The sequence below is a fragment of the Burkholderia sp. IMCC1007 genome, assembly GCF_027257875.1.
In the GTDB taxonomy this organism is placed as follows: domain Bacteria; phylum Pseudomonadota; class Gammaproteobacteria; order Burkholderiales; family Burkholderiaceae; genus Burkholderia.
Window position 1 is genome coordinate 144,993 of the sequence record NZ_JAPVQY010000011.1, and the last position, 12,162, is coordinate 157,154.

A 12,162-nucleotide genomic window follows, 5' to 3' on the forward strand; every position below is an offset into this window, starting at 1 on the left:
TAGCGCGCCGCATCCCCGACGGGCCGCCGGCGCGATTCACTGCGCCGGCGTTTGCGTCGGGCCCGTGAGCAGCATCGACCCAGCAAGAGCATCCGATGACGACGTACACCTTTCGCAAGCCGAGCGCGCTGCCCGGTTTCGGCGTGACACTCGGCATCACGGTGGCCTATTTGAGCCTCGTGGTGCTGATCCCGCTCGCCGCCACGTTCCTGAAGACCGCGACGCTGTCGTGGGACCAGTTCGTCACCGCCGTCACGTCGCCGCGCGTGCTCGCGTCGTACCGGCTGACGTTCGCGTCCGCCCTCGGCGGCGCCGTGATCAACGCCGTGTTCGGCTTCCTCGTCGCGTGGGTGCTGGTGCGCTACACGTTCCCGTTCAAGCGCCTCGTCGATGCGATCGTCGACCTGCCGTTCGCGCTGCCGACATCGGTGGCCGGCATCTCGCTCGCGGCCGTCTACGCGAGCAACGGCTGGGTCGGCCAGTATCTCGCGCCGCTCGGCATCAAGATCGCGTTCACGCCGGCCGGCGTGCTGGTCGCGCTGACCTTCATCGGGCTGCCGTTCGTCGTGCGCACCGTGCAGCCGGTGCTCGAGGATTTCGAGCGCGAGCAGGAAGAAGCCGCCGCGTGCCTCGGCGCGTCGCGCTGGCTGACGTTCCGCCGCGTGGTGCTGCCGGCGGTGCTGCCGGCGCTGCTCACCGGTTTCGCGCTCGCGTTCGCGCGTGCGCTCGGCGAATACGGATCGGTGATCTTCATCGCCGGCAACGTGCCGATGAAATCCGAAATCACGTCGCTGCTGATCATCACGAAGCTCGAGCAGTACGACTATGCGGGCGCGACCGCGCTGGCGGTCGTGATGCTGGTCGTGTCGTTCCTGATGCTGTTGCTGATCAACACGCTGCAGTGGTATCTGCAGCGACGCACGAGCAAGGGCGCGAGCGGCCCCGCGCCGGCGACCGTCACCGTTGCCGCAGCAGGAGGCCAGCAATGAGCCACAAGTCCACCGCCGTGCTGAACGATCCGTCCGCCGCGCGTGCGCGCGCCGTGAAACGGCTCGACCCCGTCAGCGAGTCGCGCGCCGTGCGCTGGCTGCTGATCGGCGTCGCGCTGGCATTCCTCGCGTTCTTCCTCGTCGTGCCGCTCGCCGCGGTGTTCTTCGAGGCGCTGCGCAAGGGCGTCGGCTTCTATTTCGAATCGCTCGCCGATCCGGATGCGTGGTCGGCGATCAAGCTGACGCTGACCGTCGCCGTGATCGCGGTGCCGCTGAACCTCGTGTTCGGCGTGTGCGCGTCGTGGGCGATCGCGAAATTCGAATTCCGCGGCAAGGCGCTGCTCACCACGCTGATCGACCTGCCGTTCTCGGTGTCGCCGGTGATCTCGGGCCTCGTGTACGTGCTGCTGTTCGGTGCGCAGGGCTGGCTTGGGCCCTGGCTGCAGAATCACGACGTGCAGATCATCTTCGCGGTGCCGGGCATCGTGCTCGCGACGATCTTCGTCACGTTCCCGTTCGTCGCGCGCGAGCTGATTCCGCTGATGCAGGCGCAGGGCACCGACGAGGAAGAGGCCGCACGCGTGCTCGGCGCGTCGGGCTGGCAGATCTTCCGCCGCGTGACGCTGCCGAACGTGAAGTGGGGCCTGTTGTACGGCGTGATCCTGTGCAATGCGCGCGCGATGGGCGAGTTCGGTGCGGTGTCGGTCGTGTCGGGCCATATCCGCGGCGTGACCGACACGATGCCGCTGCACGTCGAGATTCTGTACAACGAATACAACTTCGCGGCGGCGTTCGCGGTGGCGTCGGTGCTGGCGCTGCTCGCACTCGTCACGCTCGCGCTGAAGCTGCTCGCCGAACGTCACCTCGCCGCCGAACTGGCCGGCGCACGCGATGACGTTCCCGCTCATGCCGGCCCCGCCGCCGCCATTTCGTCGAAATCGTAAAGAGGCAACCAGAATGGGTATCACCGTCCGTAACCTTCAAAAGCGCTTCGGCGATTTCACCGCGCTCGACAACGTGTCGCTCGACTTCCCGCCGGGCGAGCTCGTCGCACTGCTCGGGCCGTCCGGCTGCGGCAAGACCACGCTGCTGCGCGTGATCGCGGGCCTCGAGCACGCGGACGCCGGCCAGGTCGTGCTGCAGGGGCTCGACGTCGCGTCGGTCGGCGCACGCGAGCGCCAGGTCGGCTTCGTGTTCCAGCACTACGCGCTGTTCCGCCACATGACGGTGTTCGAGAACGTCGCGTTCGGGCTGCGCGTGAAGCCGCGCCGCGAGCGGCCGTCGGAAGCCGTGATCCGCGACAAGGTGCACGAGCTGCTGAAGCTCGTGCAGCTCGACTGGCTCGCGCAGCGCTATCCGTCCGAGCTGTCGGGCGGCCAGCGCCAGCGGATCGCGCTGGCCCGTGCGCTCGCGGTCGAACCGAAGGTGCTGCTGCTCGACGAGCCGTTCGGCGCGCTCGACGCGAAGGTGCGCAAGGAACTGCGCGGCTGGCTGCGCCGCCTGCACGACGACCTGCATATCTCGACGATCTTCGTCACGCACGACCAGGAAGAGGCACTGGAAGTGGCCGACCGGATCGTCGTGCTGAACCGCGGTCACGTCGAGCAGGTCGGCAGCCCGCAGGACGTCTATGATCATCCGCAAAGCGCGTTCGTCTACGAGTTTCTCGGCGCGGCGAACCGGCTGCCGGGCACGGTCGCCGGGCGCGGCTTCGTCGCCGAAGGGGCGGCTGCGCCGATCGCGGTCGACGCGGATTTCGCGGGCCCCGCGCACGCATACGTGCGGCCGCACGACCTGCAGCTGTGGCCGGCGGGTGAAGGGCATCGCGACGGCATCGCGGTGGACGTGCGCCGCGTGATCCCGCTCGGCGGCTCGGTCCGGGTCGAACTCAAGGCGCGCGCAGGCGGCGCGCTCGAAGCCGAGCTCGACCGCGATGCGTGGCGTGCGCTCGCGTTGCAGGTCGGCGACGGCGCAACGGCGGTGCCGCGCGCGGTGCGCGTATTTCCCGCGCACTGACGCCCGAATCCGGTAAAGAGAAGAGAGCGGACACCGCTCCGAAACGACATTCGAACAACGACAGCCTAAGAGGCATACCCATGAATTTTCAGCAATTGCGTTTCGTGCGCGAAGCCGTGCGGCAGAACATGAACCTGACGGAAGTCGCGAACGTGCTGTACACGTCGCAGTCGGGCGTGTCGAAGCAGATCAAGGATCTCGAGGACGAACTGGGCGTCGACATCTTCATTCGGCGCGGCAAGCGCCTCACCGGGCTCACGGAACCGGGCAAGGCCGTGCACCAGCTGATCGAGCGGATGCTGCTCGACGCCGAGAACCTGCGCCGCGTCGCGCGTCAGTTCGCCGACCAGGACAGCGGCCACCTCGTCGTCGCGACGACGCACACGCAGGCACGCTACGCATTGCCGAAGGTGATCCGGCAGTTCACCGACGTGTTCCCGAAAGTGCATCTCGCGCTGCGCCAGGGCAGCCCGCAGCAGATCGCGCAGATGATCCTGAACGGCGAGGCCGATCTCGGCATCTCGACCGAGGCGCTCGACCGCTATCCGGACATCGTCACGTTCCCGTGCTATTCGTGGCACCACACGGTCGTCGTGCCGAAGGGGCATCCGCTCGTCGGCCGCGAGAACCTGACGCTCGAGGAAATCGCCGAATACCCGATCATCACGTACGACCAGGACTTCACGGGCCGCTCGCACATCGACCAGGCGTTCACGCAGGCCGGCGCGGTGCCGGATGTGGTGCTGACCGCGATCGACGCGGACGTGATCAAGACCTACGTCGAGCTCGGGATGGGGATCGGCGTCGTCGCGGCAATGGCCTTCGATCCGCAGCGCGACACGGGCCTCGTCGCGCTCGACACGCAGCATCTGTTCGAGGCGAGCACGACGCGCGTCGGGCTGCGCAAGGGCGCGTTCCTGCGCGCGTATGCGTACCGGCTGATCGAGATGTTCGCGCCGCATCTGAACGAAGCGGAAATCGCGGGCCTGCTGCGCGAAGCGGTCTGATCGCGCGGATGATGCTTCGGCGGCGCGGCCTGCGCCGCCCGCGCCGCTCATCGGCGGGATCGCGCCGTTCGCGATGAACGGTTGCATCGCCGGCACGCCGCACGCGAACCGCTTCGGCGAGCCGGCGTCGGACGCGCGCGACGAAGCGGCGCCGCCAGGCACGGCGCGACGCACGCCAACTGGCGGACGCCGTACCGGCGACATGCGACCCACCCCCGGGGCGCGCTCCGAATAAACCCTAAATATTGATCAGACGGGTTGCGCGCCGAACCGAAACGGTACAGCATAGCCGTCACTCCGCCGGCGTCCCGCCGTCGGTGGCGCGTCAACGACAGCACGCGTCAGGCAGTCGGCCGTCTGCCTTGCTTCCATTCCGTGGTACCGACAAGCAGCATCGATGGCCTATGCTCGGGAAGTGTGGCGCAAACGTTTGCTCACATTAAAACAACAGTCAAACAACAATCCGGCCCGCCATCGGGCCAGTCGCCAGGAGATGAGTATGAATGTCCTCTTTCGCCGTCGCTTCCTGACCGCCGCGCTTGCCGCCGTCGCGGTCGCTGCCGCGCCGGCCGTTCACGCGCAATCGGCGGCCAAGCCGAAGGTCGCGCTCGTGATGAAGTCGCTCGCCAACGAGTTCTTCCTCACGATGGAAAACGGCGCGAAGGAATACCAGAAGCACAACGCCGGCCAGTTCGACCTGATCACGAACGGCATCAAGGACGAGACCGACACCGCGAACCAGATCCGCATCGTCGAGCAGATGATCGTGTCGAAGGTCGATGCGATCGTGCTGGCGCCGGCCGATTCGAAGGCGCTCGTGCCGGTCGTGAAGAAGGCGGTCGACGCGGGCATCGTGGTCGTGAACATCGACAACCGGCTCGACCCGGACGTGCTGAAGTCGAAGAACCTGAACGTGCCGTTCGTCGGCCCGGACAACCGCAAGGGCGCGCGCAAGATCGGCGACTACCTCGCGAAGCGGCTGAAGGCGGGCGACCAGGTCGGCATCATCGAAGGCGTGTCGACGACGACCAACGCGCAGCAGCGCACCGCCGGCTTCGAGGACGCGATGAAGGCGGGCGGGATGAAGGTCGTGTCGGTGCAGTCGGGCGAATGGGAAATCGACAAGGGCAATGCGGTCGCCGCCGCGATGCTCAACGAATATCCGAACCTGCGTGCGCTGCTGTGCGGCAACGACAACATGGCGATCGGCGCCGTGTCGGCCGTGCGCGCGGCGGGCAAGCAGGGCAAGGTGTTCGTGGTCGGCTACGACAACATCAACGCGATCAAGCCGATGCTGAAGGACGGCCGCGTGCTCGCGACCGCCGACCAGTACGCGGCGAAGCAGGCGGTGTTCGGCATCGATACGGCGCTCAAGGCGATCGCCGAGCATCGCAAGCAGGCCGACCTGTCCGGCGTGGTCGAGACGCCGGTGGATCTCGTGACGAAGTAACGCCGCTGCCGGTCGCGGCCGCCGCCCTCAAGAATCCGGGCACGCGGCCGTTATCCGGAGTGAGCGCGATCACGGCCACTGCATGCACATGCACTTGTGAGCGTCATACCCGCGCGCCGCGTGCGCGCGGCCGCAACCAGGATCGCGATGGAACCGACCTTCCAACCTTCCCGTTCAGCCGTTCCCGTGCTGTCCGTCTCCGGTGTGGGCAAAACCTACGCCGAACCCGTGCTCGCCGACGTCACGCTGACGCTCGCGCCGGGCGAAGCGCTTGCGCTGACGGGCGAGAACGGCGCCGGCAAGAGCACGCTGTCGAAGATCATCGGCGGGCTCGTCGATCCGACCGCCGGCACGATGCAGCTGGGCGGCCAGCCCTATGCGCCGGCGAGCCGCACGCAGGCCGAGGCGCTCGGCGTGCGCATGGTGATGCAGGAGCTGAACCTGCTGCCGACGCTGACCGTCGCCGAAAACCTGTTCCTGAATCGTCTGCCGCGCCGCTTCGGCATCATCGATCGCGCGCGGCTGCGCGACGACGCGCGCGCCGCGATGGCGCAGGTCGGCCTCGACGCGATCGACCCCGATACGCCGGTCGGCGCGCTCGGCATCGGTCACCAGCAGATGGTCGAGATCGCGCGCAACCTGATCGGCGACTGCCGCGTGCTGATCCTCGACGAGCCGACCGCGATGCTGACCGCGCGCGAGGTCGAACTGCTGTTCGAGCAGATCGACCGGCTCAAGGCGCGCGGCGTGGCGATCGTCTACATCTCGCATCGTCTCGAGGAGCTTGCGCGCGTGGCCGAGCGTGTCGCGGTGTTGCGCGATGGTCGGCTCGTGCACGTCGGCGACATGGCCGCGACGACGTCCGACGGCCTCGTCACGCTGATGGTCGGGCGCGAGGTCGGCGAACACATCGATCTCGGCGCACGCCGTATCGGCGCGCCGCGACTCGTCGTGTCGGGCATGACGCGCGGCACGGCCGTGCAGGACGTGTCGCTGGAGGTGCGCTCCGGTGAAATCTTCGGGATCTCCGGGCTGATCGGCGCGGGGCGCACCGAATTGCTGCGGCTGATCTACGGCGCGGATACGCCGGACGCCGGGATGATCGCGGTCGGCGATCCGCTGAAGCCGGCGCGCATCGGCTCGCCGGTCGACGCGGTAAGGCACGGCATCGCGCTGATCACCGAGGATCGCAAGGGCGAAGGGCTGCTGCTGTCGCAGTCGGTGACGTCGAACGTGTCGCTGGGGCAGCTCGACCGGCTCGCGCGCGGCGGCATCGTCGATACCGCGCGCGAGACGGCGCTCGCCGAGCAGCAGATCGACGCGCTGCGGATTCGCACGCACGGCGCCGCGCAGATGGTCGGCGAGCTGTCGGGCGGCAACCAGCAGAAAGTCGTGATCGGGCGCTGGCTCGCGCGCGACATGGGCGTGCTGCTGTTCGACGAACCGACGCGCGGCATCGACGTCGGCGCCAAATTCGAGATCTATACGCTGATGGGCGCGCTCGCGCGCGAGGGCCGCGCGCTGGTGGTCGTGTCGAGCGACCTGCGCGAACTGATGCTGATCTGCGACCGGATCGGCGTGATGTCGGCCGGCCGCATGACCGCCGTGTTCGAGCGCGGCAACTGGACCCAGGATGCGCTGCTGGCCGCGGCGTTCGCCGGCTTCGGCCGCGAAGCGCTGCCGGACGGCGCGCGGCCGCCGGATGCGCAGGCCGCGCCGCGCGCGGCTGCCGACACACCGAGCGGCACTTCGACGACAGGACGACAGCAATGACCCAGCCTCCCGTATCCCCGACCGATGCAGGCGCCCAGCAGACCGTGACGGGCCGTCGTGCCCGCGCACTGTCCGGCACACGCCTCGGTTTGTCGAACTATCTCGGGCTCGCCGGCGCGCTCGTCGCGATGATCGCGCTGTTCTCGGCGCTGAGCTCGCATTTCCTGACCTACGATACGTTCAGTACGATCGCGAACCAGATTCCCGATCTCGTCGTGATGTCGGTCGGGATGACCTTCGTGCTGATCATCGCCGGGATCGACCTGTCGGTCGGCTCGGTGCTCGCGCTGGCCGCGTCGATGGTCAGCGTGGCCGCATTGAAATGGCAGTGGGGGCCGCTGCCGGCGGCGTTGATCGGGATCGCGGTCGCGACCGTCACCGGCTCGCTGACGGGTGCGATCACGGTCGGCTGGCGGATTCCGTCGTTCATCGTGTCGCTCGGCGTGCTGGAGGCCGCGCGCGGCGTCGCGTACCAGTTGACGAATTCGCGCACCGCGTACATCGGCGACGCGTTCGACTTCCTGTCGAACCCGATCGCGCTCGGCATCTCGCCGGCGTTCCTGATCGCGGTCGCGGTGATGATCGCGGCACAGTTCGTGCTGACGCGTACGGTGTTCGGGCGGTACCTGGTCGGGATCGGCACGAACGAGGAAGCGGTAAGACTTGCCGGGGTTAACCCGCGGCCGTATAAAATCCTCGTGTTCGCATTGATGGGCGCGCTCGCGGGCCTCGCGTCGCTGTTCCAGATTTCGCGGCTCGAGGCCGCCGACCCGAATGCGGGCGTCGGCCTCGAGCTGCAGGTGATCGCGGCCGTCGTGATTGGCGGCACGAGCCTGATGGGCGGGCGCGGCTCGGTGATCAGCACGTTCTTCGGCGTGTTGATCATCTCCGTGCTGGCCGCCGGGCTTGCGCAGATCGGCGCGAACGAGCCGACCAAACGAATCATCACCGGGGCGGTGATCGTGGTGGCGGTGGTGCTCGACACGTATCGCAGCCGACGCGCGCGCGCGCGGTAGAACTACACAGAAGGCAGACCAGAGAGAAACGGGAAATGGCGACGATCAAGGATGTGGCGGCCATGGCGGGCGTGTCGTTTACGACCGTCTCGCACGTGGTGAACAATTCGCGGCCGGTGTCCGCGGATGTGCGCGCAAAGGTCGAGGGCGCAATCCGCGAACTGAACTACGTGCCGTCGGCCGTGGCGCGCTCGCTGAAGGCGCGTTCGACGGCGACCATCGGCCTCGTCGTGCCGAACAGCACGAATCCGTATTTCGCGGAGCTTGCGCGCGGCATCGAGGATCAGTGCGCGGCCAACGGCTATTGCGTGTTCTTCTGCAATTCGGACGACGATCCCGTCAAGCAGCGTAACTACCTGCGCGTGCTGCAGGAAAAGCGCATCGACGGGCTGATCGTCGCGTCGGCGGGCGAGGACGCAGTGCTGGCGCAGACGCTCGCGGACGCGCATGCGCCGCTCGTCGTGGTCGATCGCAACATCGAGGGTCTCGCCGCCGATCTCGTGCAGATCGACCACGAACGCGGCGCCTACCTGGCGACGCGGCACCTGCTCGAACTCGGGCACGCGAAGATCGGCTGCATCACGGGGCCGACGGACACGGCCGTCAGCGCGATGCGCGTGCACGGCTTCATCCGCGCGATGGCCGAGCGCGGGATCGACATCGTGCCGGGCGCGATCGCGGAAAGCGATTTCTCGTGCCTCGGCGGCTATCACGCGGCGTCGCGGCTGTTCGAGTCGGTGCATCCGAGCGCGATTTTCGCGGGCAACGACCTGATGGGCGTCGGCGCGCTGCGCGCGGCGGCCGAGCGCGGCATTCGCGTGCCGGACGACTGCTCGATCATCGGCTTCGACGACATCGAGTTCTCCCGCTACACGTATCCGGCGCTGTCGACGGTCGGCCAGTCGGTGCGCGCGCTCGGCGAAATGGCCGCGCAGACGCTGATCGAGCGGATCGGCGGCGGCTCGACGGCCGCGCCGAGCCGCCGTCGCGTCGTGTCGCCGCGCCTCGTGCTGCGCGAATCCACGTCGGTTTACCGTGAGCCGGCCGCCCCCGGCACGCACGCATGACGGCGCGCGCAGCGGCGGCCGGCCGCGTGACGGTGGTCGGCAGCCTGAACATGGATCTCGTCGTGCGCTCGCCGCGGCTGCCGCTGCCGGGTGAAACGCTCGCCGGCCATGCGTATGCGCAGGCGGCGGGCGGCAAGGGCGGCAACCAGGCCGTCGCGGCCGCGCGGCTCGGTGCGCAGGTCGCGATGATCGGCTGCGTCGGCGCGGATGCGCACGGCACGGCGTTGCGGGCGGGCCTCGAGGCAGAGGGCATCGCCTGTACCGGGCTTGCGACGAGCGCGGCGGCATCGACCGGCGTCGCGCTGATCGTCGTCGACGATGCGAGCCAGAATACGATCGTGATCGTCGCGGGCGGCAACGGCGAAGTCACGCCTGCTACGGTCGCGCGGCACGAAGCTGCATTGGCCGCGACCGACGTGCTGATCTGCCAGCTCGAAACACCGCCGGACGCCGTATTCGCGGCGCTGTCGGCCGGGCGGCGGCTCGGCCGCACGGTGGTGCTCAACCCGGCCCCGGCCGTCGCGCCGCTGCCAGGCGGCTGGCTGCCGCTCGTCGATTACCTGATCCCGAACGAAGTCGAGGCCGCCGCGTTGACCGGCCTGCCGGTGCGCGATCCGGACGACGCGCAGGCCGCGGCGCGTGCGCTCCAGGCCGGCGGCGCGCGCAACGTGCTGATCACGCTCGGCGCGCGCGGCGTGCTCGCGCTGACGGCCGACGGCACCGCGCGGCACTATCCGGCGCCGGTCGTGCAGGCCGTCGACACGACGGCAGCCGGCGATACCTTCATCGGCGGTTTGGCCGCGCAGCTCGCGGCCGGCAACGACATCGACACCGCGATTCGCTTCGCGCAGCGCGCGGCGGCGCTGTCGGTGACGCGCGCGGGCGCGCAGCCGTCGATTCCCACCCTCGCCGAACTGGGCGAATAGCACCCGATTGCCGCCCGACCGCGGCCGGCGCCTGCAGCAGCAGGCGGCCGGCCGTTTCCTTTTTGGGCGTCGCGCAAGCGGCGTCGACATCGCGTTCTTGCTCTGCGCACCGGTAGTGAATCGCCCCTATTATTCATTCATCTGTAATGAACGGATCGATTGATGAAAAAAGAGTAGTCGATACCGTCAAGTCAGGCTGCGCGCGGCCGTAAATGCATCGGGCGAAACACCGTTTCGAAAACGGGCCCGGCCCGTTCATGACGACGCAAAACAGGAAGGATGATGGTGTTCACAAACCTGACGATTCGTGCGCGCATCGGTTTGACGATGGCGTTTCTCGCCGTGCTGCTTGGCGTTGTCGGCGTGCTGGGCGTATACGGCATGGCGCGCTCGAACGACTCGACGCGCGAGGTTTTCATGAACCAGATGCCGGGCGCGGTCGACGTGTCCGTCGCGGAAATGTACGCGGCGCGCGAGCGCCTGGCGCTCGATCGCGCCGCGCTGCTGGCCGGCACGCCGGACTCCGCCGCCGCGGTGGAGCGCAGCCGCTCGATGCGCGCGCAATCCGACGCGTGGTGGCAAAAATACCTTGCGCTGCCGCGCGGGCCGGACGAAGACCGGCACGCGCAGGACGTCGCCGCGAAGCGTCTGGCGCTGCAGCGCAGTTGTGACGCGTTCGGAAGCGCGGTCGCCGCGGGCGACCACGACCGGATCGGCGCGGGCGCGAAGCAGCTCCAGGTGCTGTACAACGACCTCGCGACCGCGAACGAAGCGCTCCGCCACTCCCAGTTCGCCGACGCGCAGGCGAGCTTCGACCGCGCGGAATCCGTGTACGGCACGTTGCGGCTGCTGGCGATCGTCGTGCTGGCGGCCGGCCTGGTCGCCGCGCTGGTGTCGTGGCTGACGCTGAGCCGCGCGATCGGCCGTCCGCTGGGCGACGCGCTCGCCCATTTCGACGCGATTGCCGCAGGCGACCTGCGCCGCGCGGTCGTCGTGAACCGGCGCGACGAGATGGGCCAGCTCCTCGAAGGTCTTGCGCGGATGCAGCGCGGGTTGGTCGACACGGTGCACGCCGTGCGTGGCGGCAGCGAGTCGATCGCGACCGCGGCGCGGCAGATCGCCGCCGGCAACATCGACCTGTCGTCGCGCACGGAAGAGCAGGCGGCGGCGCTGCAGGAAACCGCGTCGAGCATGGAGCAGCTGACCGGCACCGTGAAGCAGAACGCGGACAATGCACGGCGGGCAAGCTTGCTGGCCGCCAACGCATCCGAAATTGCAAACAAGGGTAATACGGTCGTGGGTCAGGTGGTCGGCACGATGGGCGACATCAACGACAGTTCGGCGAAGATCGCGGACATCATCGCGATCATCGAGGGGATCGCATTCCAGACCAACATTCTTGCGTTGAACGCGGCCGTCGAAGCCGCACGCGCCGGCGAGGAAGGGCGCGGCTTCGCGGTGGTCGCCGGCGAGGTGCGCAGCCTCGCGCAGCGCTCGTCGAGCGCGGCCAAGGAGATCAAGGCGCTGATCGATGCATCGGTGGAGCGCATCCGTACCGGTTCGACACTGGTCGACGAAGCGGGGCGCACGATGAGCGACGTGATCGGTGCAGTGCAGCGTGTGACGGACATCATGGGCGAGATCGCGGCGGCGTCGGACGAGCAGAGCGGCGGCATCGACCAGGTCGCGCGTGCGGTCGCGCAGATGGACGAGGTGACGCAGCAGAACGCGGCGCTCGTCGAGGAGGCTGCTGCGGCGGCGCAATCGCTCGACGCACAGGCCGCGCGTCTACGTCAGACGGTTTCGGTGTTCCGGATCGACGACGCAACGGCGCGGCCGGGGGCGGTCGCCACCGCCGCGCGCCAGGCGCCGCGCGCGACGCTTGGCGCGCCGACAGCCGGGCCGGCAGCGACGCCCG

Annotated in this window: 10 protein-coding genes; all 10 read left to right on the forward strand. The window is 68.6% G+C overall.

The annotated features are described in order from the left end of the window. Positions 1 to 95: 95 nt before the first annotated feature. The gene (cysT, locus tag O1Q03_RS13650) at positions 96 to 989 is read left to right on the forward strand and encodes a sulfate ABC transporter permease subunit CysT (RefSeq protein ID WP_269504061.1); all 894 of its coding nucleotides are present in this window, start codon (positions 96 to 98) and stop codon (positions 987 to 989) included. Continuing rightward, the gene (gene cysW, locus O1Q03_RS13655) at positions 986 to 1,933 is read left to right on the forward strand and encodes a sulfate ABC transporter permease subunit CysW (protein WP_269504062.1); all 948 of its coding nucleotides are present in this window, start codon (positions 986 to 988) and stop codon (positions 1,931 to 1,933) included. The genes cysT and cysW overlap by 4 nt, the downstream gene beginning before the upstream one ends. A gap of 13 nt (positions 1,934 to 1,946) precedes the next feature. After that, entirely contained in the window at positions 1,947 to 3,005 is a 1,059-nt protein-coding gene (locus O1Q03_RS13660) for a sulfate/molybdate ABC transporter ATP-binding protein (protein WP_269504064.1), read from the forward strand. A gap of 80 nt (positions 3,006 to 3,085) precedes the next feature. After that, a complete protein-coding gene (locus tag O1Q03_RS13665; protein WP_096505416.1) occupies positions 3,086 to 4,012 on the forward strand; it encodes a CysB family HTH-type transcriptional regulator in 927 nt (308 codons plus the stop codon). A 499-nt stretch (positions 4,013 to 4,511) separates the two neighbouring features. Then, on the forward strand, positions 4,512 to 5,462 hold the full coding sequence (locus O1Q03_RS13670) for a sugar ABC transporter substrate-binding protein (protein WP_269504067.1): 951 nt from the start codon (positions 4,512 to 4,514) through the stop codon (positions 5,460 to 5,462). A 147-nt stretch (positions 5,463 to 5,609) separates the two neighbouring features. Further along, entirely contained in the window at positions 5,610 to 7,235 is a 1,626-nt protein-coding gene (locus O1Q03_RS13675; RefSeq protein WP_269504068.1) for a sugar ABC transporter ATP-binding protein, read from the forward strand. Further along, positions 7,232 to 8,251, forward strand: a complete 1,020-nt coding sequence (locus O1Q03_RS13680; protein WP_269504070.1) for an ABC transporter permease — start codon at positions 7,232 to 7,234, stop codon at positions 8,249 to 8,251. The genes O1Q03_RS13675 and O1Q03_RS13680 overlap by 4 nt, the downstream gene beginning before the upstream one ends. 35 nt (positions 8,252 to 8,286) lie before the next feature. Next, positions 8,287 to 9,318 carry a LacI family DNA-binding transcriptional regulator gene (locus O1Q03_RS13685; RefSeq protein WP_269504071.1) on the forward strand — a complete coding sequence of 344 codons (1,032 nt, stop codon included), beginning with the start codon at positions 8,287 to 8,289 and terminating at the stop codon, positions 9,316 to 9,318. Continuing rightward, positions 9,315 to 10,244 (forward strand): ribokinase, encoded by a 930-nt coding sequence (gene rbsK / locus O1Q03_RS13690; protein ID WP_269504072.1) that lies wholly within the window; start codon positions 9,315 to 9,317, stop codon positions 10,242 to 10,244. Before O1Q03_RS13685 ends, rbsK begins: the two co-directional genes overlap by 4 nt. A gap of 282 nt (positions 10,245 to 10,526) precedes the next feature. Next, positions 10,527 to 12,162 (forward strand): methyl-accepting chemotaxis protein (locus tag O1Q03_RS13695; RefSeq protein WP_269504073.1); only part of this gene is annotated, 1,636 nt, incomplete at its 3' end.